Source organism: Sphingomonas sinipercae (assembly GCF_011302055.1).
In the GTDB taxonomy this organism is placed as follows: Bacteria; Pseudomonadota; Alphaproteobacteria; order Sphingomonadales; family Sphingomonadaceae; genus Sphingomicrobium; species Sphingomicrobium sinipercae.
This window is the reverse complement of sequence record NZ_CP049871.1, coordinates 933,773-956,186: the sequence shown is the minus strand read 5'-3', so window position 1 is coordinate 956,186 and position 22,414 is coordinate 933,773. Positions and strand designations below refer to the sequence as shown.

Annotated in this window: 29 protein-coding genes and 2 tRNA genes; 12 read left to right on the top strand and 19 right to left on the bottom strand. The window is 65.9% G+C overall.

The annotated features are described in order from the left end of the window. Positions 1-180 precede the first annotated feature (180 nt). From G7078_RS04975 to tkt, 14 genes are all read right to left on the bottom strand, one after another. Positions 181-870 (bottom strand): complex I 24 kDa subunit family protein, encoded by a 690-nt coding sequence (locus G7078_RS04975; RefSeq protein ID WP_166093609.1) that lies wholly within the window; start codon positions 868-870, stop codon positions 181-183. Next, entirely contained in the window at positions 870-1,190 is a 321-nt protein-coding gene (locus G7078_RS04970) for a hypothetical protein (RefSeq protein ID WP_166093608.1), read from the bottom strand. Before G7078_RS04970 ends, G7078_RS04975 begins: the two co-directional genes overlap by 1 nt. Continuing rightward, on the bottom strand, positions 1,187-2,458 hold the full coding sequence (locus G7078_RS04965; protein WP_246166487.1) for an NADH-quinone oxidoreductase subunit D: 1,272 nt from the start codon (positions 2,456-2,458) through the stop codon (positions 1,187-1,189). Before G7078_RS04965 ends, G7078_RS04970 begins: the two co-directional genes overlap by 4 nt. After that, on the bottom strand, positions 2,458-3,336 hold the full coding sequence (locus tag G7078_RS04960; protein WP_166093605.1) for an NADH-quinone oxidoreductase subunit C: 879 nt from the start codon (positions 3,334-3,336) through the stop codon (positions 2,458-2,460). Before G7078_RS04960 ends, G7078_RS04965 begins: the two co-directional genes overlap by 1 nt. Then, positions 3,336-3,917 carry a NuoB/complex I 20 kDa subunit family protein gene (locus G7078_RS04955; protein WP_425505261.1) on the bottom strand — a complete coding sequence of 194 codons (582 nt, stop codon included), beginning with the start codon at positions 3,915-3,917 and terminating at the stop codon, positions 3,336-3,338. The genes G7078_RS04960 and G7078_RS04955 overlap by 1 nt, the downstream gene beginning before the upstream one ends. Continuing rightward, positions 3,908-4,285 (bottom strand): NADH-quinone oxidoreductase subunit A, encoded by a 378-nt coding sequence (locus G7078_RS04950; RefSeq protein ID WP_166093602.1) that lies wholly within the window; start codon positions 4,283-4,285, stop codon positions 3,908-3,910. The genes G7078_RS04955 and G7078_RS04950 overlap by 10 nt, the downstream gene beginning before the upstream one ends. A gap of 72 nt (positions 4,286-4,357) precedes the next feature. Beyond that, entirely contained in the window at positions 4,358-5,170 is an 813-nt protein-coding gene (locus G7078_RS04945) for an inositol monophosphatase family protein (RefSeq protein ID WP_166093599.1), read from the bottom strand. Between the two features lie 14 nt (positions 5,171-5,184). Next, entirely contained in the window at positions 5,185-5,748 is a 564-nt protein-coding gene (gene efp / locus G7078_RS04940) for an elongation factor P (RefSeq protein ID WP_166093597.1), read from the bottom strand. A 40-nt stretch (positions 5,749-5,788) separates the two neighbouring features. Further along, positions 5,789-6,424 carry a M23 family metallopeptidase gene (locus tag G7078_RS04935; protein WP_166093594.1) on the bottom strand — a complete coding sequence of 212 codons (636 nt, stop codon included), beginning with the start codon at positions 6,422-6,424 and terminating at the stop codon, positions 5,789-5,791. A 68-nt stretch (positions 6,425-6,492) separates the two neighbouring features. Further along, positions 6,493-7,155 carry a thiamine phosphate synthase gene (thiE, locus tag G7078_RS04930; protein ID WP_166093592.1) on the bottom strand — a complete coding sequence of 221 codons (663 nt, stop codon included), beginning with the start codon at positions 7,153-7,155 and terminating at the stop codon, positions 6,493-6,495. Next, a complete protein-coding gene (locus G7078_RS04925; protein ID WP_166093590.1) occupies positions 7,156-8,055 on the bottom strand; it encodes a fructose bisphosphate aldolase in 900 nt (299 codons plus the stop codon). It lies immediately after the preceding gene. An 8-nt stretch (positions 8,056-8,063) separates the two neighbouring features. Then, positions 8,064-9,266, bottom strand: a complete 1,203-nt coding sequence (locus G7078_RS04920) for a phosphoglycerate kinase (protein WP_166093587.1) — start codon at positions 9,264-9,266, stop codon at positions 8,064-8,066. Positions 9,267-9,268: 2 nt separating this feature from the next. Further along, the gene (gap, locus tag G7078_RS04915) at positions 9,269-10,276 is read right to left on the bottom strand and encodes a type I glyceraldehyde-3-phosphate dehydrogenase (protein WP_166093585.1); all 1,008 of its coding nucleotides are present in this window, start codon (positions 10,274-10,276) and stop codon (positions 9,269-9,271) included. After that, entirely contained in the window at positions 10,273-12,261 is a 1,989-nt protein-coding gene (gene tkt / locus G7078_RS04910) for a transketolase (RefSeq protein ID WP_166093583.1), read from the bottom strand. Before tkt ends, gap begins: the two co-directional genes overlap by 4 nt. 126 nt (positions 12,262-12,387) lie before the next feature. On the opposite strand from tkt, the gene G7078_RS04905 reads away from it, so the two are divergent. The 5 genes from G7078_RS04905 to G7078_RS04885 all read left to right on the top strand — a co-directional run bounded on the left by G7078_RS04905 (position 12,388) and on the right by G7078_RS04885 (position 14,981). After that, complete coding sequence (locus tag G7078_RS04905) at positions 12,388-12,558, top strand: hypothetical protein (RefSeq protein WP_166093581.1); 171 nt, start codon at positions 12,388-12,390, stop codon at positions 12,556-12,558. After that, positions 12,551-12,871, top strand: coding sequence for a cell division protein ZapA (locus G7078_RS04900; RefSeq protein WP_166093579.1), 321 nt, complete (start codon positions 12,551-12,553; stop codon positions 12,869-12,871). The genes G7078_RS04905 and G7078_RS04900 overlap by 8 nt, the downstream gene beginning before the upstream one ends. Before the next feature lie 202 nt (positions 12,872-13,073). Beyond that, positions 13,074-13,646: a 5-formyltetrahydrofolate cyclo-ligase gene (locus G7078_RS04895; protein WP_166093576.1), complete on the top strand. Its 573-nt coding sequence runs from the start codon at positions 13,074-13,076 to the stop codon at positions 13,644-13,646. Then, positions 13,634-13,870: a DUF2842 domain-containing protein gene (locus tag G7078_RS04890; protein ID WP_166093574.1), complete on the top strand. Its 237-nt coding sequence runs from the start codon at positions 13,634-13,636 to the stop codon at positions 13,868-13,870. The genes G7078_RS04895 and G7078_RS04890 overlap by 13 nt, the downstream gene beginning before the upstream one ends. Before the next feature lie 40 nt (positions 13,871-13,910). Continuing rightward, on the top strand, positions 13,911-14,981 hold the full coding sequence (locus G7078_RS04885) for a cell wall hydrolase (protein ID WP_166093571.1): 1,071 nt from the start codon (positions 13,911-13,913) through the stop codon (positions 14,979-14,981). On the opposite strand, the gene G7078_RS04880 is transcribed toward G7078_RS04885, so the two are convergent. The 5 genes from G7078_RS04880 to G7078_RS04860 all read right to left on the bottom strand — a co-directional run bounded on the left by G7078_RS04880 (position 14,978) and on the right by G7078_RS04860 (position 18,793). Further along, a complete protein-coding gene (locus tag G7078_RS04880) occupies positions 14,978-15,763 on the bottom strand; it encodes a J domain-containing protein (protein WP_166093569.1) in 786 nt (261 codons plus the stop codon). The two genes, G7078_RS04885 and G7078_RS04880, sit on opposite strands and share 4 nt — an antisense overlap. Before the next feature lie 64 nt (positions 15,764-15,827). Continuing rightward, positions 15,828-15,904: transfer RNA gene (locus tag G7078_RS04875), tRNA-Asp, on the bottom strand. Between the two features lie 22 nt (positions 15,905-15,926). Continuing rightward, on the bottom strand, positions 15,927-17,117 hold the full coding sequence (locus G7078_RS04870; RefSeq protein WP_166093567.1) for an AI-2E family transporter: 1,191 nt from the start codon (positions 17,115-17,117) through the stop codon (positions 15,927-15,929). Between the two features lie 44 nt (positions 17,118-17,161). Beyond that, positions 17,162-17,245 (bottom strand) — tRNA-Leu (locus G7078_RS04865). Positions 17,246-17,284: 39 nt separating this feature from the next. After that, positions 17,285-18,793: a YifB family Mg chelatase-like AAA ATPase gene (locus G7078_RS04860; protein WP_166093565.1), complete on the bottom strand. Its 1,509-nt coding sequence runs from the start codon at positions 18,791-18,793 to the stop codon at positions 17,285-17,287. Between the two features lie 136 nt (positions 18,794-18,929). On the opposite strand from G7078_RS04860, the gene G7078_RS04855 reads away from it, so the two are divergent. The 7 genes from G7078_RS04855 (at position 18,930) to yihA (ending at position 22,408) form a co-directional block, all read left to right on the top strand. Then, positions 18,930-19,085 carry a hypothetical protein gene (locus tag G7078_RS04855; protein WP_166093563.1) on the top strand — a complete coding sequence of 52 codons (156 nt, stop codon included), beginning with the start codon at positions 18,930-18,932 and terminating at the stop codon, positions 19,083-19,085. A gap of 14 nt (positions 19,086-19,099) precedes the next feature. Then, the gene (locus G7078_RS04850; RefSeq protein ID WP_166093561.1) at positions 19,100-19,261 is read left to right on the top strand and encodes a hypothetical protein; all 162 of its coding nucleotides are present in this window, start codon (positions 19,100-19,102) and stop codon (positions 19,259-19,261) included. Between the two features lie 96 nt (positions 19,262-19,357). Then, the gene (gene rpmH, locus G7078_RS04845) at positions 19,358-19,492 is read left to right on the top strand and encodes a 50S ribosomal protein L34 (protein WP_166096143.1); all 135 of its coding nucleotides are present in this window, start codon (positions 19,358-19,360) and stop codon (positions 19,490-19,492) included. 11 nt (positions 19,493-19,503) lie between these two features. Beyond that, positions 19,504-19,824 carry a ribonuclease P protein component gene (rnpA, locus tag G7078_RS04840; protein ID WP_166096146.1) on the top strand — a complete coding sequence of 107 codons (321 nt, stop codon included), beginning with the start codon at positions 19,504-19,506 and terminating at the stop codon, positions 19,822-19,824. Further along, a complete protein-coding gene (gene yidD / locus G7078_RS04835; RefSeq protein WP_166093558.1) occupies positions 19,821-20,033 on the top strand; it encodes a membrane protein insertion efficiency factor YidD in 213 nt (70 codons plus the stop codon). Before rnpA ends, yidD begins: the two co-directional genes overlap by 4 nt. Positions 20,034-20,055: 22 nt before the next feature. Then, complete coding sequence (yidC, locus tag G7078_RS04830; RefSeq protein WP_166093556.1) at positions 20,056-21,765, top strand: membrane protein insertase YidC; 1,710 nt, start codon at positions 20,056-20,058, stop codon at positions 21,763-21,765. Position 21,766: 1 nt separating this feature from the next. Further along, positions 21,767-22,408, top strand: a complete 642-nt coding sequence (gene yihA / locus G7078_RS04825; protein ID WP_166093553.1) for a ribosome biogenesis GTP-binding protein YihA/YsxC — start codon at positions 21,767-21,769, stop codon at positions 22,406-22,408. Positions 22,409-22,414 lie beyond the last annotated feature (6 nt).

The following is a 22,414-nucleotide window of genomic DNA, read 5'->3' as shown; positions in this document are numbered from 1 at the left end:
TCGAGTAGCCCCAGGCAAGGCCTCCGAGGGTCCAGACCAGAAGCGCGGTAACCACAAAGGGCAGGTTGAACCGGCCGAAGAGCCATGTTCCGAGCAAGGAGCCAAACGCCAAAGGAAGCGCGAACCACAGACCCGACCTGACCGGATGCGCCCGCATGAAATCCGGAGTGAGTTTCGCCCTCATGCGCCCTCTCCAGCCGGAGCCGCGCCCCATTGCGAGCGGTAGTCGTAATTGCGCTCGGCCATCTTCTTCAGGCTGGTCGGGCCGCCTTCCGGCGCGCTGGTCTGGCGATCGACCTGCGGGCCCGGCTTGGGCGCCTTTCCCGCGGCGAGCGAGTCAAGGATCGCGGTCATGCTGTCGAACGTCAGGTCTTCGTAATTGTCGTCGTTGATCTGGACCATCGGCGCGTTGGCGCAGGCGCCGAGGCATTCGACTTCGCTCAACGTGAACAGGCCGTCGGGGGTGGTGTGCCCCTTCTCCAGCCCCTTCTTGTAGCATGCGTCGAGCACGTCGTCCGACCCGCGCAACATGCATGGCGTCGTCCCGCACACCTGGACATGGAAGCGGCCGACCGGCGCCAGGTTGAACATCGTGTAGAAGGTCGCGACCTCAAGCACGCGGATGTACGGCATGTCGATCTGCCGCCCGACGAACTCCATCACCGGAATCGGGATCCAGCCCTGCGTATTCGTCTGCGCGCCGACCTGCCGCTGGGCGAGGTCGAGCAACGGCAGCACCGCCGAATGCTGGCGACCGGCCGGATAGCGTGCGATGATTTCGGTGGCGCGCTTCGCGTTGTCGGCCGTCCACGCGAAGTCCTGCCACTGGGCGAGGACCTGTGGATCCTCAACTGGTGCATTTACGGCCACTAGTCGACGACCCTACGACTGGGTGCGGCCCACACGAGCAAATAAACAATCGAACTAATCAGCGCGCAGAAGCAAAGCGTGAGCACCATTCCGAAGCCGTCCATCAATCCACCGTCGCCGCCGATAAGTGAGTAGCCGACGATCGTCACTGCGACCCAAATCACGTAAGAAATCAGCATTGCAGCACCCTTGGCTGCCCAACTCGTCGAACCGACAACCCGCAATATCAGGTACGCCGAAACGAAGACGACCAATCCTTGCGCGGCGACAAACAGAAGCAGGGCAGTGATACCGATAATTCCTCCGATCATCGAGATCACCGGTCGCACTCCCCGAACACGACGTCGATGGCGCTGAGCACCGCAGTGACATCGGCGAGCATATGGCCCTTCATCATGAAGTCCATCGCCTGCAGGTGGCTGAACGCCGTCGGCCTGATCTTGCAGCGGTAAGGCCGGTTGGTGCCGTCGGCGACGAGATAGACGCCGAACTCGCCCTTCGGACTTTCGGTCGCGACGTACACTTCGCCAGCGGGGACGTGATAGCCTTCGGTGTAGAGCTTGAAGTGATGGATCAGCGCTTCCATCGAGGTCTTCATCTCGGCGCGGCGCGGCGGGAAGACCTTGCTGTCGGCGCCGATCGGGCCGGCCGGCATTTCCTTCAGGCACTGGCGCATGATGCGCATCGACTGGCGCACTTCCTCGACCCGGACCATGAAGCGGTCGTAGCAGTCGCCGTTGGTGCCGACGGGAATGTCGAATTCCATCCGGTCGTAGACTTCGTACGGTTGGCTGCGGCGGATATCCCACGGGATGCCTGACGCGCGGATCATCGGGCCGGAGAAGCCCCACGCGATCGCATCTTCCTTGCTGACCACGCCGATGTCGACGTTGCGCTGCTTGAAGATGCGGTTGTCGGCAACCAGGCTGATCGCGTCCTCGAACAGCTTGAAGCGCGTGTCGAGCCAGTCGCCGAGGTCGGCGAGCAATTTCTCCGGCAAATCCTCGCGGACGCCGCCGACGCGGAAGTAATTGGCATGCATCCGGGCGCCCGACGCGCGCTCGTAGAATTGCATGATGTCTTCGCGGATCTCGAACAGCCACAGGTTCGGGGTCATCGCGCCGACGTCCATGATGTGGGCGCCGAGGTTGAGCATGTGGTTCTTGATGCGGGTCAGTTCCGCCATCAACGTCCGGATGTACTGGGCGCGCAGCGGGATCTCGAGGCCGAGCAGCTTCTCGATCGCCAGCACGAAGCTATGCTCCATGCACATCGGCGAGCAGTAATCGAGCCGGTCGAAGTAGGGCAGCGCCTGCGCGTAGGTCTTGTACTCGATCAGCTTTTCAGTGCCGCGGTGGAGCAGCCCGACGTGCGGATCGACGCGTTCGACGATCTCACCGTCCAGCTCCAGGATCAGGCGCAGCACGCCGTGCGCGGCCGGGTGCTGCGGGCCGAAGTTGATCGTGTAATTGTCGATCGCTTCGCCGACGGCGCCCGCGGCCGTCTCACGGCCGGCAACAACGCCCTCCGCACCGGCGGCACCGACGCTCATTTCGACCTTGCGGGTGGCAGCGCGGGTCTCGCTCATCACGCGCTCCCCGTCGGACGGCGGCGGCCCGGCCCCTTCGGGTTCGGTTGCGGCTCGTTGCTGTCCTTGCTGACCTGGCTCTTGGCCTTGCTTGCGCTGCTCTTCGCCGCGCTTTTGGCGGCCGCCTTGTCGGCAGGTGCGCCGCCGCCGGTCTGCGCCGGGCTTTCCGTGGTCTTGGGCGTGTCGGCCGGGGTCGCGACATTGGCCGGCGCCGGGCCGGCTGGCGGCGGCGCGGGGCTCGGTGCGCCGGCGCCTTCCGCTTTCGCTTTCTCATCGCCAGGAAGGAGATATTCCGGTCCCTGCCAGGGCATCAGGAAATCGAAGCTGCGGAAGTCCTGCGGCAGGTCGACAGGTTCACTGACGACCCGCTTTTCGGCTTCGGAATAGCGAAGCTCGGTATAGCCGGTCAGCGGGAAATCCTTGCGGAACGGGAAGCCTTCGAAGCCGTAGTCGGTCAGGATCCGCCGAAGGTCCGGGTTGCCGGCAAAGCTGACGCCGTACATGTCGTAGACTTCGCGCTCGAGCCAGCCGGCGACCGGCCACAGGCCGACCACGCTAGGCACCGGGCTCGCCTCATCGGTCGACAGCTTGACCCGGATCCGCCGGTTCATCGTCAGCGAGAGCAAGTGATAGACGACTTCGAACCGTTCGGCCCGGTCGGGATAATCGACGCCCGCGATCTCCATCAGCTGCTGATATTCCAGGCCGGGCGTGTCGCGCAGCGTCCGCAGCACGTCGACGATCGCGCCGCGCTCCACCGTCAGCGTGATCTCGCCGACGGCCGCCTTCGCATCGCGCACGGCATCACCGATGGCCGCCCGCGCAGCCTCGATCACGCCGTCGTCGGACGCGGCCCTGGGGACGTGGGGGACCAGCATCAGCGCTCGATCGTCCCTTCGCGCCGAATTTTCCGCTGCAGCTGCAGGATTCCATAAAGCAGCGCTTCCGCCGTCGGCGGGCAGCCGGGAACGTAGATGTCGACCGGCACGATGCGGTCGCAGCCGCGAACGACGCTGTAGCTGTAGTGATAATAGCCGCCGCCGTTGGCGCAGCTGCCCATCGAGATGACGTAGCGCGGCTCGCTCATCTGGTCGTAAACCCGGCGCAGCGCCGGCGCCATCTTGTTGCACAGGGTCCCGGCGACGATCATCACGTCCGACTGGCGCGGCGATGCGCGCGGGGCGACCCCGAAGCGCTCCAGGTCGTAACGCGGCATGTTGACGTGGATCATCTCGACCGCGCAGCAGGCGAGGCCGAAGGTCATCCACCAGAGCGAGCCGGTGCGCGCCCAGGTGAACAGGTCTTCGGTCTTCGCGACCATAAAGCCCTTGCTGTCCAGCTCGGCCCGCATTTCCTCGAACAGCTTCTGGTCCACGTCGCCGGCGAGCAGTCCCGCGGCGCGCGCAATCTCCTCCTCGGTCGGCATCGGGTCTTCGCCCGGGCGAAGCATCACTCCCATTCGAGCGCTCCCTTCTTCCAGGCATAGGCCAGCCCAAGCGCGAGCTCGGCGAGGAACACCATCATCGCGCCCCAGCCGACCCAGCCTGTCGCGTCGAGCGAAACCGCCCACGGGAACAGAAAGGCCGCTTCGAGGTCGAAGACGATGAACAGGATGGCGACGAGATAGAAGCGGACGTCGAATTGGGACCGGCTGTCCTCGAACGCCGGGAAGCCGCATTCATATTCGCTGAGCTTTTGTGGGTCCGGCCGGTGCGCGCCGGTGAAACGCGACACGATCATCGGCAGCACGACGAACGCCGCCGAAAGGCCCAGGGCGACCAGCAGGAACAGCAGGATCGGCAGGTAACCGAAGGCAACGCTCGCCAAGGGGAACTCCAGGGGCTTCGAACTTGGCGGCGCTTTAGGCCAGCGAGTAGCGGGTCGCAACCATCTGAGCGCCTATCGAACCGCTCCGGCGACGAGTTTCTGCAGCTTGCTGTGGATGCTGCCGGCGGCGGCCACATACTCGCCGCGCTCGAACGCGCGGTCGGAGCCGCGATAGTCGGTGACGAACCCGCCCGCTTCCTTGACCAGGAGGACGCCGGCGGCGGTGTCCCAAAGCGCCAGATCGTCTTCCCAAAAGCCGTCCATCCGACCAGCGGCGACCCAGGCAAGGTCCAGCGCCGCCGATCCGAAGCGGCGGATTCCGGCCACTTCGGGGGCCACCGCGGCGTAGATGCTCGACCAGCGCGCGGGATCGCTTCGGCCAAGGTGGGGAATGCCGGTACCGATAACCGTATCGGCCAGGTCGCGGCGCGAGGAAACGCGCAGGCGCCGATCGTGAAGCCAGGCGCCCCTGCCCTTTTCGGCCCAGAAGGTCTCGTCCGTCAGCGGCTGGTAGACGAGCGCGCTGCTCGGTTCCTCGCGGCCGTCGGGCCGCTTTTCCATTACCGCGATCGAGATCGAGAAATGCGGGATCCCGTGGAGGAAGTTGCTGGTTCCGTCGAGCGGGTCGACGACCCAACGCGGCTTGTCGGGGTTGCCCGCGATCTCGCCGCCCTCTTCGAGCAGCAGACCCCAGTCGGGACGCGCGGTGCGAAGCTCCTCGACAATGCTTTCCTCGGCACGCTTGTCGGCCATCGACACGAAGTCGCCCGGCCCCTTGCGGCTGACCTGCAGGTGCTCGACCTCGCCGAAGTCGCGCCGAAGCCGCGGCGCCGCCTTGCGGGCGGCGCGGGTCATGACGGTGATGAGGCCGGAGTGGGAAACCATTCAGATTGCCACGATCAATCGGCGCGGCGGACGTAGGTCTGCTCGTAGACGTCGACGACGATTCGGGTTCCGCTGCCGATGTGCGGCGGCACCATCACGCGAACGCCGTTGTCGAGGATCGCGGGCTTGTAGCTGGACGAGGCGGTCTGCCCCTTCACCACTGCGTCGGCCTCGACGATCATCGCTTCGATGGTGTCCGGAAGCTGCACCGAGATCGGCCGTTCGTCGTACAGCTCCATCACCACGTCCATGCCGTCCTGAAGGAAGGCCGCGGCGTCGCCGAGCAAGTCGCGCGGCAAGCTGATCTGCTCGTAATTTTCCTTGTCCATGAAGGTCAGCATGTCGCCTTCGGCGAACAGGAACTGGAAATCCTTCGTGTCGAGGCGGACTCGCTCGACCGTCTCGGCGCTGCGGAAGCGGACATTGTTCTTGCGGCCGTCGATGAGGTTCTTCAGCTCGACCTGCATGTAGGCCCCGCCCTTGCCGGGCTGCGTGTGCTGGATCTTCACCGCGCGCCAGATGCCGCCTTCATATTCGATGATGTTGCCGGGACGGATGTCCACGCCGCTGATCTTCATGACCGGTCTCGTGATAGAGTGTGAAAGAGCAGGCTGCGCCCTAGCCGCCGACCTTCTTCCCGGCAAGCAGCGGGTACGGATTGACCGGCTCCCCGTCGTACCACTTCTGGCCCTGCTGCATCCGATTGATGGCGAAGTGGAGGTGCGGACCGGCCGGGTTCGCGTTGCCAGTATGGCCGACGCGGCCAATCAGCTGGCCGCGCCTGACCTGCTGTCCTTCCGCCAGGCCCGGCGCGTACCCTTGCAGGTGCGCGTAATAATAAGACCAGAGGCCGTCGGGCGAGCGCACGTAGGCGGTGACCCCGCCGCCGCCGTCGGAGAAGTACAGCTTTTCGACCTTGCCGTCGGCGGCGGCGACGACGGGCGTGCCTTCGGCCGCCATGATGTCGATTGCGTCGTGGACCCGGGCCCCGCCGGCCCGCGCCTGCGTGAACGTATCGACCAGATTGTCGGGCTTGATGCCTGCAACCGGGATGGCGAGCCCGGCGGGGCCGACCACCACGCCTTCGGCAATGGCGACCTCCGGCCCTTGCGGCGTGTCGATCCTCGCCACCTTGCCGGCGGGCTGGGGCCCGCTCGGCGCCTTGGCGATGTTGAACGCGAATATCCAGAATGCGCTGGTCAGGATCGCCGTGACGACCGCGGTGGCGATGATGCTGAAGGTCCGGCTATTCATGCCTCGCGAGCGTCCCTGTCTGTTGCCGAGGTGTAACGACCGATCGGATAAGTGTTTCCGTCGCAATCTCAGCCGGCGAGGACGTCGGCGAAATCGGCGACCGCCTTGCCGGGATCGCCCGCGCCCCAGACTGCCTGGCAGACCGCGAGGAAATCGGCGCCGGCAGCGACCAGCGGCCGCGCATTATCGGGGGTGATGCCGCCAATCGCGACGCACGGTATTTCAAACAGCGACGACCACCAGCTCAACATCGCCGGATCGGGGCGGTAGTCGCTCGGCTTGGTCGTGGTCGGGTAGAAGGCGCCGAACGCGACATAATCGGCGCCGGCCTCCCCCGCTTCCATCGCGAAGTGGCGGCTGTCGTGGCAGGTCTTGCCGATCTGTGCATCCGGTCCAAGCTCGGCGCGCGCTTCGCGGATATCGCCGTCACGCTGGCCAAGGTGGACGCCGTCCGCGCCGAGCCGCTTGGCCAGGGCGATGCTGTCGTTGACGATGAAGGCTACGTCCGCGTCGGCGCAGATGCGCTGCAGCGGCTCGGCGAGACGAGCAAGATCGTGGTCAGGGACATCCTTGACGCGAAGCTGGAACGCACCGACGGACCCACCCTCCAGCGCCGCCTTCAGCCGGTCCGGGAAGACGCCGCCGACATCCTGCGGGCTGATCAGATACAGCTGCGCCGGCGCCGTTCGTGTGGGCGGGGTGAACAGCGTCGGATCGAACTCGTCGTCCACTCAGGCCGCCACCTTCTCCGTCGAGGCGCGGTGGATGTCATCGATCGCGGCGCCCAGCGTGCGGTCGAATTCCTCGTCGCTCTGGCCGTGGCGCAGGTCCGACAGCAAGGCGCGCGAGAAGCTAGCGATCATCCCCGGGTTGCGGGCAAGTTCCCGGCAGGCATCTTCGCGGCTGAAGCCGCCCGACAGCGCGACGAGGCGCAGCACATTGGGGTGATCGACCAGCGGCTGGAACAGGCCCGGCTGGGCCGGAATCGAAAGCTTGAGCATCACGCGCTCGCCTTCGCGCAAGCTATCGAGCTGGCCGAGCAGCGCTTCGAGCAGAAGCCGGTCCGCGGCGTCGCGGGACGAGCTCTTGATGTTTACCTCCGGCTCGATGATCGGCATCATGCCGTGGGCGAGCACCTCCCGGGCGACATCGAATTGCTGCGCGACCACTGCGGCGATGCCGTCGGGGTTGGCGACGTTGATGACCGAACGCTCCTTGGTGCCGAAGACGCCCAGGCCCTTGGCCCGCACCAGCAACGCGTCGAGGTCGGGCATCGGCTTCATCAGCTGGACGCCGTTGCTTTCGTCCTCGAGTCCCTTGTCGATCTTGATGAAGGGAACCACGCCCTGATCGATCAGTGCCTGCGGCGTCGGCTTGCCGTTGACCTGGCCGTCCATGGTGCGTTCGAACAGGATCGCGCCGATGACCTTGCCGCTGCCGAACGAGGGCGCGGTGATGATGCGGCTGCGCATGTCGTGGATGAGGCCGAACATTTCCTCGTCATTCGACCAGGCGCCTTCTTCGACACCGTAACCGGCCAGTGCCTTGGGCGTGGAGCCGCCGGACTGGTCGAGCGCAGCGATGAAACCTTGGCCCTGTTCGATCTTCCGGGCCATTTCCGACGAATTCATGACTTCCCCTATTGCTTCTGAAGGGCGGCAACGCCTGGCAGCACGCGCCCTTCCATCCATTCCAAGAACGCTCCGCCGGCGGTCGAGACGAAGCTGAAATCGTCGGCGACGCCGGCGTGATTGAGCGCCGCGACCGTGTCGCCGCCACCGGCTACGGAAACGAGGCTGCCGTCCTGCGTCAGCGCCGCCGCAGTTCGCGCGAGCGCAACGGTGGCCGCGTCGAAAGGCTCCGTCTCAAACGCGCCGAGCGGCCCGTTCCAGACGAGGGTGCGGCAATTCTTCAGCACGTCGGACAGGGCTTCCACCGCTGCCGGCCCGACATCGAGGATCATCTCGTCCGCGGCGACTTCGTGCACGTTGCACGTGCGGACGCTCGGCGGGTTGGCGGCGAATTCCTTGGCCACCACGACGTCGTAAGGCAGGTGGATCGTGCAGCCCGCCTGATCGGCGCGATCGAAGATGTCGTTCGCTTCGCCGGTCAGCTCATGCTCGCACAGCGACTCGCCGACATCGACGCCGCGCGCGGCGAGGAAGGTGTTGGCCATGCCGCCGCCGATGATCAGGTGATCGACCTTGCTGATCAGGTGACCGAGCACGCCGAGCTTGCTCGACACCTTGGCGCCGCCGACGACCGCCGCCACCGGCCGCTCGGGATTGCCGAGCGCGCGCTCCAACGCCTTGAGTTCAGCTTCCATCGCCCTGCCGGCAAAGCTTTGCAGCAAATGCGCAACACCCTCGGTCGAGGCATGCGCCCGGTGCGCGGCGGAGAAGGCGTCGTTGACGTAATAATCTCCAAGCGCCGCAATCGCCTTTGCAAGCGCTGGATCGTTCTTCTCTTCGCCGTCGTGGAAGCGCGTATTTTCGAGGATGCCGATGTTGCCCGGCAGCATCGTCGTCAGCGCGCGTTGCGCTTCCGGCCCCTGGCAGTCCTCGATGAAACGGACGGACCGGCCGGTGAGCTTCGACATCGGCATCACCAGCTGCGCAGTCGACATGTCCGGCCGCACCTGCCCCTTTGGCCGCCCGAAGTGCGACAGCAGCAGCACGATGGCGCCGCGGTCGCTAAGGTCCAGCACCGTCGGCAGCATGGCGCGGAGCCGCGTGTCGTCGGCGACCGACGCGCCTTCCATCGGCACGTTGAGGTCGACCCGCACCAGCACTTTCTTGCCGGTCAGGTCGTCGGGCAGGTCGTCGAGGGTCTTGAACGGCATCCCTAACCCAGCTTGGCCATCGCCGCGGCGGTATCGACCATGCGGTTGGAGAAGCCCCATTCGTTGTCATACCAGCTAACGACGCGGACCAGCTTGCCTTCGAGCACCGCGGTTTCGAGGCTGTCGACGGTCGAGCTCGACGGATTGTGGTTGAGGTCGATCGAGACCAGCGGTTCTTCCGAATAGGTGAGGATGCCCTTCAGCCGGCCGCTTTCGCTGGCGGCGCGGAGCGCTCCGTTTACTTCCTCGACGCTCGTGTCGCGCTTAGGCGTGAAGGTCAGGTCGACGAGGCTGACATTGGGCACCGGCACCCGCACCGCGGAGCCGTCCAGCTTGCCCTTCAGTTCCGGAAGCACTTCGCCGACGGCGCGCGCGGCGCCGGTGGTGGTCGGGATGATCGACATTCCGGCGGCGCGGGCGCGGCGCATGTCCGGGTGGATCTGGTCGAGGATCTTCTGGTCGTTGGTGTAAGCGTGAATGGTCGTCATCAGCCCGCGTTCGATGCCGATCGTGTCGTTCAGCACCTTGGCGACCGGGGCCAGGCAGTTGGTCGTGCACGACGCGTTGGAGACGATCTTGTGCTCGGCGGTCAGCTTGTCGTCGTTGACGCCGTAGACGACGGTCAGGTCGGCGCCCTTGGCCGGGGCCGAAATCAGCACGCGCTTGGCGCCGGCCGACAAATGCTTTTCGCCGCCGGCACGGTCCGTGAAAAAGCCGGTGCATTCCAGCGCGATATCGATGCCGTTGGCGCCGTGCGGAAGGTTGGCGGGATCGCGCTCGGCGGTCACCTTGATCCGCTTGCCGTTGACGATGAGGTCGTTGCCGTCGGCCGAAACTTCGCCCGGGAACATGCCGTGGACGCTGTCGCGCTTGAACAGCCAGGCGTTGGCCTTCGCGTCCGCAAGGTCGTTGATCGCGACCAGCTCAAGCCCGCTGTCGGGACGCTCCAGGATGGCGCGGGCGACGAGGCGACCGATCCGGCCGAAGCCGTTGATTGCAACTTTGGTCATAGCATTTCCCTTTTTTGCAGGAGGTCGACGACGCGCGATTCGATCGCTTCAGCCGTCAGTCCGAAATATTCGTAAGCGTCCGGCGCCGGCGCCGAGACGCCGAAGCGGTCGATGCCGATGCGCAGGCCATGCAGGCCGGTATAGCGCTCCCAGCCGATCGTGGTCCCCGCCTCGACACTGACGCGCAGGATCTCGCGGTTGGAAACGTCCGGAAGGACGCTTTCGCGATAGGCTTCGTCCTGTTTGTCGAAACGGTCGGTCGACGGCATGGACACAACGTCGGCACCGATGCCGCGCGCTTCAAGCTTCGCCGCCGTGCCAAGCGCGATTTCGATCTCCGAACCGGTGGCGATCAGGATGACCTTCCGCGCCGCGCCGGCCGCCTTCAGCCGGTAAGCGCCGCGCGCGCACAAATTCTCGCCCGACGCCTTTGTCCGCACCGGCGGCAGGTTCTGGCGGGTCAGCGCCAGCACGCTCGGCCCTTCGCTCGCCAGCGCCAGCGCCCAGCATTCGGCCGTCTCCACCGCATCGGCGGGCCGGTAGGTCTCCAGCCCAGGAATGACGCGCAGGCTCTGCAGGTGCTCGATCGGCTGGTGGGTCGGCCCGTCTTCGCCAAGGCCGATGGAATCGTGAGTCATCACGTAGATGACCTTGGCCCGCTGCAGCGCCGACAGCCGGATCGCGGGCCGCGCGTAATCGGTAAAGACCAGGAACGTGCCGCCGTAAGGGATGACTCCGCCGTGAAGGGCCATCCCGTTCATCGCAGCCGCCATCCCGAATTCGCGGATTCCATAATAGACGTAGCGGCCGCCGTAATTCTTGTCGGTCAGCGGCTGCAGCGCCTTGGTCTTGGTATTGTTGGATCCGGTGAGGTCGGCCGAACCGCCGATGGTGGAAGTGACCACCGGGTTGATCGCCTCCAGCGCCATTTCCGACGCCTTGCGCGTGGCGACGGTGGGCGGATTGGCGATCAGTCCGTCGAGATAGGGCTTGAGCCAGCTGTCGTCCGCCTGGCCGGCCATTCGGGCGAGAAACTCATCGCCCTTCCCGCTTTGCTTGAGCCGCTGTTTCCATTCGGCGTGGGCCTGCTGGCAGCGCTGGCCCGCGGTGCGCCATGCCTGGAGCACGTCGTCGGGGACAGTGAACTCCTGCGGGTCGAGCCCGAGTTCTTTCCGAGCCGCCTCTACCTCGTCCTTGCCGAGCGCTGCGCCGTGGGTGGCGGCCGTGCCCTGCTTGTTGGGCGCGCCATAGCCGATGATCGTCCGGCACCGGATCAGCGAGGGGCGCTCGTCGGCAATCGCTTCCTCGATCGCCTTCGACACCTTGCCGCTGTCGAGGCCGTCGCATTCGACCGTGTGCCAGCCGCAGGCGGCGTGACGGGCAATCACGTCTTCGTTGCGCGACAGGTCGGTCGAACCGTCGATGGTGATCTTGTTGTCGTCCCACAGGACGATCAGCCGACCGAGCTTGAGGTTGCCGGCAAGGCCGACGGCCTCATGGTTGACGCCTTCCATCAGGCAGCCGTCGCCGGCTATCACGTAGGTGCGGTGATCGACCAGCTCGTCGCCGTAGCAAGCGTTGAGATGCCGCTCTGCCATCGCCATGCCGACCGCCATCGCCAGCCCCTGGCCGAGCGGGCCGGTCGTCACTTCGACGCCCGGCAGCTCAAAGTTTTCCGGGTGCCCGGCGCACGGCGAGCCGAGCTTGCGGAAATTCTTGATCTCTTCGAGCGTCGGGTTGTCGTAGCCGGTGAGGTAAAGCAGCGAATAGATCAGCATCGACCCGTGGCCGGCCGACAGGATAAAGCGGTCTCGGTCCGGCCACCTGGGGTCGGCGGGATCGAATTTCAGGTAGCGCGTGAACAAGGCCGTCGCGGCATCCGCCATCCCCATGGGCATGCCGGGATGGCCGCTGTTCGCGGTCTCCACCGCATCCATCGACAAGGCGCGGATGGCGTTGGCAAGTCGGCGTTGGGTCGGCTGCATCCGAGCTCCGCAATGGGGTGTGGCCGCAAACGGCGGATTCGCCGTGGCGTCGCGCGCCCCTTTGGAAGCCGCGTCGCTTAGCGTCAATGCTTGCGGGTCAGCCGCACTTTGCGTAGGCCCAAGGGCATGGACGACGGGGGCCTGGCGACATCATTCGACCGCGCCGAGCGCGCGCTCGGCAGGATCGAGCGCGCGATCCGCGAACGCCCGAAGCAGCTCCGCGACGAGGAATTGCGCGCGAAGGTCGGCGCCGCCATCGCCGAACTCGATCAAATGGTCCGGGCCGCCAATGGCTGAAGTCGACCTCATCATCGCCGGCCGGCCGTACCGGGTCGCCTGCCGCTCGGGAGAGGAAGAGAATCTGCGCGCCGCGGCGCGGATGGTCGACGCCAAAAGCCGTGAGGCCCTGTCCGGCCTGGGCAGCTTGTCGGAAGCGCGCCAGCTGCTGTTCGCCGGCCTCCTGCTGGCCGACCAGATCATCGAGAACAAAGGCGGCGGCACGACGTTGCCGTCTACGCCAGACCCGGAACTTGCAGCGCGCGCGGAGCGGCTCGCCAGCCGCCTCGAGTCGCTTGCCGACGCCCTTGAGAATGAAGCGCCGAAGGTCTAAATAGAAAGCGACGGGAACTGCCCGGTACGTGGCCTTCAAAATCCCTGAGGCTATCTAAAATCCTAGGGAGCTGTCCCTGTTCGGACCCTGGTCCGATGCACATGGTTCCCACCTGACGTTTGTGGCGTCAGTGGATTTCCGGCAAACGGCCATGGTGGTCCCGTCACTTCCCCCTTTCCCAGCTGGCACCGGAGGGCTCGGCATGTCCGCTCCGTTCGAGAAGGACGTGCTTCGCCGAGCGACCCTGGACGCGCGCAAGGCATTCGTCCGTTCGCTTAGCGACGGGGCGAAGGCGCGCCTCGAACAAAAGCTTGCCGAACGGCTCACGGCACTGTGCGCCTCCGCCTCGGTCGTGGGCGGCTACGCCCCACTGGGCAGCGAAATAAGTCCGCAGTTGGCGATGGAGGAAGCCCGCGCGGTCGGCCGGATCGTCGCCTTTCCGGCTTTCCACGATCCCGGAAAGCCGTTCCGCTTCCTTGCCGGCGACCCGCTTTCGCCCGGGCCGTTCGGGATGATGCAGCCCAAGCTGTCGGCGCCGGCGGTCGAGCCGGACCTGATCCTCGTCCCGCTGATCGCGATCGACAAGCGCGGCACCCGGCTCGGCCGCGGCAAGGGCCACTACGACCGGGCGCTGACCCGGCTTCGCAAGGGCGGGGCGAAGCTGATCGGGGTCGGCTGGCCGCTGCAGCGAATCGACGTCCTGATTCCATCCGACCCGTGGGACATCCCGCTCCATGCCTTTGCCAGCCCGGACGGCCTCGAATGGTTCCGGTAACGCCATCCTGGCGCAAGCCGGCGGCAATCGTCGCGATCGTCGGACTGATCGTGGTCACCGGTCTGATCGCCGTCGCTTTGTCACGGTTCGTCGGAAGCTGGCCTGTACTGTTGCAATCGGTCTTCTACCTCGCGCTCGGGCTGGTCTGGATACTGCCGTTGAAGCCGCTGCTGCGGTGGGCCGAAACGGGGCAATGGCGGGCCCATTCAGGCGGGGGTCATTGAACTCGCCGTATTAGCCGAGTATATCACTGCCCCTTCCAAGATGATCGCAACCAACCTCTCCCCGGCCCGCCTGTGGCAGCAACACCCGCGCGAACTCATCGCGCTGGGCGGCGTTGCCGCGGCGATTTTGCTGACCGCGGGTGGCGCCGCCTGGTCGAGTCCCGGATTGTCCGGCTTCAGCCGCGAACAGGTCGCTGCCGCCACCCCCGCGCCGCCGCCCATGCTGGTGCGCAACGTCGCCCCGGAAGAGGCGCTGGCGCTCAACGGCAAGATCCCGGTTGCAAGCGGGCCCAACCCGGCGGCCGCGCCATTTTCGATGGCTGGGCTGACCCCGGCGGCAAAGGCGCGCGCGCTCGAATGCCTGAGCAGCGCAGTCTATTACGAAGCCGGGCAGGAAAGCGACGACGGCCAGCGCGCGGTCGCGCAGGTCGTGCTCAACCGGCTCCGCCACCCGGCCTTCCCGTCCACTGTCTGCGGCGTCGTCTACCAGGGCTCGACCCGGGCGACGGGCTGCCAGTTCACCTTTACTTGCGACGGCTCGCTGCAGCGCCGGCCCGACAGCGAAGGCTGGGCGCGCGCAAGCCGCGTCGCCTATGCGGCGCTCAACGGCGCGGTCTATGCGCCCGCCGGCTGGGCGACCCATTATCACGCCAATTACGTGCTTCCCTATTGGGCTTCGAGCCTGGTCAAGAACGCTGTCGTCGGCGCGCACCTTTTCTATCGCTGGAGCGGCGGCTGGGGCCGCCCGCCGGCATTCAGCCAGCGCTATGCGAAGCAGGAGCCCGATTCGCTGGCGCTTCGCACCGCCGCGTTGGCCGCGTTCGGCAACCGCTCGGCCGAGACACCGCTAGCCGTCGCAGACCTTGAGGCCGAGGCGGAGAAGGCCGTCGAGGAAATCCCCGGCGCGAAGATTCAGAAAGCTGACGCCGGGCGCATCGCAATTCGCTTCGACCTCGCCAAGGCGGCGGTCGAGAATGCCACGCACAAGCCGTATATCGAAAAGGCCGGAGCGTCGGACAATTTGCGCTGGACCCTGTCCAAAGGGCTGAGCTCGGATGAAGCGCCGCTCGGCAAGGCGGCTGCCCCGGCAGGCGCTGCCTCCTCGAACTAGACCTCTTTGCGGTGCTCCGTCCGCGGCGGATCGGGAATCCTTGGGAACAGCGTCATCTGCACCCGCGAGCGCATCTGCTGAAGCCGCGAATCCACCGCGAACGTATCGGTCGATAGCAGCCGGCCGGCAGCAACCTGACGGGCAGAGACCGACGCCGCGTTGAACGGACCGCGCTGGAATCCGGCGCGGCCCGTCTCCAGGATGGAAATCGCCTCGTCGAAGGCAGCGCAGGAGTCGAAGCGGGTCGCGCTCGGGTCGGCGCGGAGCGCGCGCAGGCATTCAGCGCTATTGGCCGCCATCGATCGCGGCTCGGCCGCTTCGTGCAACCGGATTGCGTCGGCGACGGCCAGATCGATCAGCCTGGTCGCGAGCGGTTCGTCGAGGCCCGGGCGCGGCTGGGCATTGATGAAGGTCTCGTTGGCCGCGGAGCCGTCGAACGAGGCGCCGAGGGCCGTCCAGGAAACCTCGTCATTGCCGGCCACGTTCCAGCCCACCAACACCGCCGCGATCAGCAAGGCGAGGCCCAGGAACGGCGACAGGCCGGTGAGTTTGCGCCGCTGCAACGAATGCTGCGGATAGGTCGCAACGGGTGGGGGATGAGCCGGAGTCTTGCGGATCAGCGCGTAGGCGCGATTGATTTCCGCCGCCCGCTCGCCGTCGCCGCCGGCATGGTCAGGATGATATTCCTTGATCAGGCGCCGATATTCGCGCTCGACCGCATCGCGGTTGGCGCCCGGGCGCAGGCCAAGCATTGCATAAGCGGCTTCGAGAGACCCGTTCACCCTGCCCAACTAGCGCGGCACGCGGCGATTGCCAAAGCGGCGGCAATGCCGCCGATGCCAAAAATGGCGCGAGTGACGGGGCTCGAACCCGCGACCTCCGGCGTGACAGGCCGGCGCTCTAACCAACTGAGCTACACCCGCATATTGGGTTGAGGCGGGCGACCTAGGTGACGCCCTTGGCACTGTCAACGGCGTCGTCTTCAACTTCCTCGCCGACATGCGTCAACGTGCCATGTTCGAACAGGAAGCCGGCGATGTCGGGCGTTCCGGCAGCCGAAAAGATCTGCTTCATGATGATCAGCAGCGGCACTGCCAGCAATGCACCGGTCGTGCCCCACACCCATGCCCAGAAGCTGAGCGACACGAGGATAGCCAACGGGTTGATGGTCAGCCGCTTGCCGACAATCATCGGCGTGATGAAGTTGGCTTCGATCATGTGAAGCGCGACGAACACCAAGGGCGGCAATAGCGCCGACCAGGCGTCGGGAAACACCATCAGCCCGCCGAAGAACAGCAGGCCCGCCGAAGCGATCGGGCCAAGGTAAGGGATGTAGTTCAGAACCGCGACGATGCCGCCCCACATCAGCGGCGAAGTCATGCCCAGCTGCCAGATGATCAGCGCGGTCAGCGCGCCGAGCGTGACATTGATGAGCGTGATCGTACCCAGATAGGTCGAGGTCGAATCCACCACCTGCTGGATCACTCGGGCAGTCGTCAGCGCGCCTTCGAAGCTTCCCCGGCTGACGATCGTGCGCTTGCGCATCCCGGTCCAGCCGGAAAGGAAAAAGAAGATCACCAGCAAGGCGAAGAACAGCTGGATAATCGCGTGCGGGGCCGAGGTCGTCAGCAGGTCCAGCATCGAATTGGGCGTTTCCAGCCGCACCGTGCGTCCGCTTTCGGCAGTCACGATCTGGGCCGTTGTACGATCGACGAACCGCTCCAGGTTTTTGTAGAGGTCGAGCAACGGCTCCATCGCCGTCCGCACCTTGTCGATCCGCTTCGGGATCAACGCGACCCAGTCGATCGCCGGAATGACGATCGACCCGATGGCGAACAGCACCAGGGTCAGGAACAGGAATACGCATAAAGCGGCCGATAAGGCCGGCGGGATGCCGCGCCGTTCGAACCATTCCAGCAGAGGCACCAGCGCGATCGCGATGACCATCGCCGCGGTGACCGGCAAAAAGAATTCGGCGCCGCCGCGCAATGCAAACGGAAGGGCGATGATGAGGCCGACGCCGGCAATCAGCGCCAATGCGGCCAGCAGGCGGTCACGCTTGGCGGTGAAGGCATCGGCGATGACATGCGCGTCGACGCTCGCCTCAATCTCTTTTTTTCGGGTGCGCGCGTCCATCGCGGCTGAGCATAGCCAAGTCGCACTGTAGCTACCAGCAGCAGTGGTGCCCCTGGTCCGACTCGAACGGACACTCCGTGAAGAACTCGATTTTGAGTCGAGCGCGTCTACCATTCCGCCACAGGGGCACTGCGACACGGCTTAGCTAGGCGAGAGCCTTCGCCAGATCAATTGCGCGGTGCCTGCCGGCGATAACTCAGCGCTTCGGCGATGTGGATTCGGCCGACCTGCTCCGCGCCCGCCAAGTCGGCGATCGTGCGGGCGACGCGAAGGACGCGGTGGAAGCCGCGCGCCGATAGTCGCATCGCGGTTGCCGCATCGGCCAAAAGCTTGCGCCCCGCTTCGTCCGGCGTGGCGACGCGATCGAGCAAGTCTCCGTCGGCCTCGGCGTTGGTCCTCACCCCGGAACCGTTGAAGCGGCGTGACTGGACCGCGCGTGCGGCGGCGACCCGCGACGCGACTTGCTCGCTTCCTTCCGCCGGCGGCGGCAGCGTCAAGTCGGCGGCCGATACGCCCTGCACATCGACGTGCAGGTCGATTCGATCGAGCAAGGGCCCGGAGACCCGCGCCTGATAATCGGCGGCGCAGCGCGGCGCCCGGCTGCACGCCAGCGCCGGATCGCCAAGATGCCCGCAACGGCAGGGATTCATCGCCGCGACCAGCTGTACGCGCGCCGGAAAGGTGACGTGAGTGTTGGCCCGGGCGACGCTGACATTCCCGGTCTCCAGCGGCTGCCGCAGCGAATCCAGCACCTGGCGCTGGAACTCGGGAAGCTCGTCGAGGAACAGCACGCCGAGATGGGCAAGGCTGATCTCGCCCGGGCGCACCTTCAGGCCGCCGCCGACCAGCGCCGGCATCGACGCGCTATGATGCGGCGCGCGGAAGGGACGGCGACGCCGGATCTTGCCGCCATCCAGTTCGCCCGCGACCGACGCGACCATCGACACTTCCAGCGCTTCCGCCGGCTCCAGCGGCGGCAGGATTCGCGGCAGGCAGGCGGCGAGCAGCGACTTTCCTGCCCCCGGCGGTCCGCTCATCAGCAAATTGTGACCGCCGGCCGCGGCGATCTCCAGCGCGCGCTTGGCGACTTCCTGCCCTTTCACTTGCGCCAGGTCGGGGCCACGGTCGGCCGGCTCGGCTTCGGCCGGCGATGGCGCCGCGAGCAGGGCCGAGCCCTTCAAATGCGCAAGCAGCGCCAGCAGGTCGGGCGCGGCGAGCACCTCCAACTGCCCGGCCCAGCTTGCCTCGCTGCCCTGTGCGGCGGGGCAGATCAGGCCCTTGTCGGCCCCGGACGCATGCAGCGCCGCAAGCAGGACGCCAGGCGACGACGCAATCCGGCCGTCGAGGCACAGCTCCCCCACCGCCACATAGTGCGACAGCGCCTCGGCGTCGGCGGCGCCGATCGCCGCGAGCAGGCCAAGCGCGATGGGAAGGTCAAAATGGGAGCCTTCCTTGGGCAGGTCGGCCGGCGAGAGGTTCACCGTGATTCGCTTGGGTGGGAGCGCGAGCCCGATTGCGGCCAGGGCGGCGCGAACCCGCTCGCGGCTTTCGGCCACGGCCTTGTCCGGCAAGCCAACAATGACGAAGGCCGGTAACCCGGACGCAAGCTGGACCTGCACTTCGACGGCGCGGGCTTCGAGCCCGAGGTAGGCGACAGTGGCGACGGTAGCGACCATCAGGGCCGCCCCCGCTCAATCAGCCATTCGCAAGCACGCAACTGTCCCCCTAGCTCGGCATCGCACGGCTAGCCCGCGGAACGGTTCTTCCGCAAGCGCCCTTGCGAGCGGGGCATCGCTCGACCACATGAAAGGCATGACTCGCCGAAGCCGGTTCAGCGCATTTTTCGACTCGCCGCTTGGCGAGACTTTGCTGTTCATCTTCGGCATCATCCTCGTCATCATCGGGATCATCATTTCGCCGCTTCCCGGGCCCGGCGGGGTCTTTTTCATCGCCCCGGGCTGGCGCTGATCCTGAAGACCAGCATGTGGGCGAAGCGCAATTACGTGCGGGTCAAGCGCTGGCAGCCGCTGGCGGGCCGCTGGGGCGACTGGGCGCTGCGCCGGAAGAGCGCGCAGCGGCGCAAGGAAATGCAGAAGCGTCGGGAGAGCCAGCAACAGCTACCCAGCGAGCCCTGTAATGATTGACTTCGCGGGTCGCCTGCCCTACTGGCGCGACCGACAGCGGCTGCCCAACGGCGGCCCTTTTCATTTTTGAAAATCAAGTTTTCAAGGGCATGAGCGATGAAGCGCACCTTTCAACCGAGCAACCTGGTCCGCGCACGCCGCCACGGCTTCCGCGCGCGCATGGCGACGGTCGGCGGTCGCAAGGTCCTGAATGCGCGCCGCAACCGCGGCCGCAACAAGCTCAGCGCCTAGCCTTCCCTTCGATCCTCAAGCAACGCGCCGATTTCCTCGCCGCCAACTCGGGCCGGCGAGCGGCGACTGCTGGCTTCGTGCTTCTGGTCCGCGACCGCAAGGACGGCGATTCGGCCAAGCGCGTCGGGTTCACCGTCACCAAGAAAATCGGCAACGCCGTCGTTCGCAACCGCATGAAGCGGCGTTTCCGGGCGCTTGCCCGCGAAATTCTCCCGGCGCGCGGCTTCGATGGCTCCGACCATGTGATGATCGGTCGCAGCAGCGGCATCGAACGCGACTTCGGCCTGCTTCGCGAAGACCTAACCCGCGCCTTGCAGCGGGTCGCACCGTGATCAGCCGGCTTTTGATCCTGGTCGCCCGCGGCTGGCAGAAGGGCCCGAGCCAGGTGCTCCCGCCAAGCTGCCGCTTCCAGCCGAGTTGTTCGGCCTATGCGATCACTGCCTGGACGCGCTACGGGGCGGCCAAGGGCAGCTGGCTTGCCTTGAAGCGAATCCTTCGCTGCAATCCCTGGGGCGGCCAAGGTTTCGACCCCGTCCCATGACCATTTCGAGGATCCGACCCGCGTGAACGACAATCGCAACATGATTCTCGCCTTGGTGCTGAGCGCCCTCGTGCTGCTCGGCTGGAGCTTCCTTTCCGACCGGTTCTTCCCGACCGCCGCGCCGCAGACCCAAAAGGTCGAAAACGGGACCGTGAAGCCGGTGGAGCAGCCGAGCGCGGGGCCGGTGGTCCAAACCCCGCCGAAGATCCGCGCCAGGGCCCAGGTGCTTGGCGAAACGCCGCGGGTGCAAATCCGCACGCCACGCCTGAGCGGTTCGATCAACCTCAAGGGTGCGCGCATCGACGACCTCGTCCTGCAGCGCGAGCGGCAGTCGATCGGCGCCGATTCGCCGCCGGTCCGGCTGCTCTCGCCCGCCGGCGCACCCGACGCTTACTTCGCTTCGTTCGGGTGGAGCGGCGAAGGGGCCAAGCTGCCGGGTCCCGACACGGTCTGGACGGCAAGCGCGCCGGTCCTTGAGCCCGGCAAGCCGGTCACGCTGACCGCGAGCAACGCCACCGGCCAGCGCTTCGCCATCACCATCGGCGTCGACCAGGATTATCTATTCAGCGTCCAGCAGCAGGTCGCCAACGGCGGCACGGGCGCCATCGCGGTTCGTCCCTATGGGCTGCTCAGCCGCGCCGACAAGTCGAAAGACGCCACCAGCTGGACGATGCACGTCGGTCCGCTCGGCTTCCTTGGCGGATCGGCCGAATATGGGGTCGATTGGGACACGCTTAACGGCGGCAAGTCGAAGTCCGTATCGAGCAATGGCGGCTGGCTTGGCTTCACCGACAAATATTGGCTGACAGCGCTTGCGCCGGCCGGGAATGCGCCGATCGCCGCAAGCTTCCGCGGCACGCCGAGTGGCGGTTACCAGGCCGACTATGCGGCCGCGCCGCAGGTGGTTGCCCCGGGGGCGACGGTAACGACCAAGACTCGCCTGTTCGCCGGCGCCAAGGAAAAGGCGCTGCTCGACCGTTACGAGGACGCGGGCATTCCCAAGCTGTCCAAGTCGATCGATTGGGGTTGGTTCGAATGGTTCATGCGGCCGATTGCCGACCTCTTGAACTGGCTGTTCAAGGTCACCGGTAACTTCGGCGTGGCCATCATCTGCCTGACCTTCATCGTCCGACTGCTGATGTTCCCGATCGCGCAGAAGCAATTCGCGTCGATGGCGGCGATGCGCAGGGTGCAGCCGAAGATCAAGGCGATGCAGGAGCGCTTCAAGAACGACAAGCAGAAGCAGCAGCAGGAAATGCTGAAGCTTTATCAGCAGGAAAAGATCAACCCGGCGGCGGGCTGCCTTCCGATCCTTCTGCAAATCCCAGTCTTCTATGCGCTGTATAAGGTGCTGATGGTATCGGTGGAAATGCGCCACCAGCCGTTTGCCTTGTGGATCAAGGACCTGTCCGCGCCGGACCCGCTGACTCCGGTCAACCTGTTCGGCCTGCTCGACTTCACGCCGCCGCACTTCCTTGCGCTGGGCCTGCTGCCGATCCTGCTTGGCGTGACCATGTGGCTGCAGTTCAAGCTCAACCCGCAGCAGATGGACCCGGCGCAGCAGGCGATCTTCGCCTGGATGCCGTGGATCATGATGTTCGTGCTGGCGCCGTTCGCGGCCGGGCTGGTGCTTTACTGGGTGACGTCGAACATCCTGACGATCGCTCAGCAATGGTGGCTGTACCGGCGGTTCGGCCTGCATTTGTCCGACACCCATCCGGTTAAGACCTGACGTGGAAGACGACCGGGCAGAGCTCGCAGAGGCAGCGCGCAAGCTGTTTTCGGGGCCGATCGCCTTTTTGAAATCGGCGCCGTCGCTGCAGTTCATTCCCGACCCGACGGCGCCGGAAATCGCCTTCGCTGGCCGTTCGAACGTCGGCAAGAGCTCGCTGCTCAACGCGTTGACCAACCGCAAGAGCCTGGCTCGCACGTCGAACACGCCGGGACGGACGCAGGAGCTCAATTTCTTCGACGTCGGCGAGCCGCTGCAGATGCGGCTGGTCGACATGCCCGGCTACGGCTTTGCCGAAGCGCCAAGGGACCTGGTCAAGCGCTGGCGATTCCTGGTCAACGACTTCCTGCGCGGTCGAGCCGCGCTGAAGCGCGCGCTGGTGCTGATCGACTCGCGCCACGGGATCAAGCCGGTCGACCGTGAAGTCATGGACATGCTCGACGGGGCGGCGGTCGGTTACCATTTGGTGCTGACCAAGTCCGACAAGGTAAAGCGGACCGAACTCGAAACGGTCTTCGCCGCGACTCGCGACGAAGCGGCGAAGCGGCCTGCGGCGCATCCGCAATTATTCGCGACCTCCAGCGAAACCGGCGCCGGCATCGCCGAGTTGCGTACAGCAATCCTCGAAGCCGCCAACCAATAGGAACGC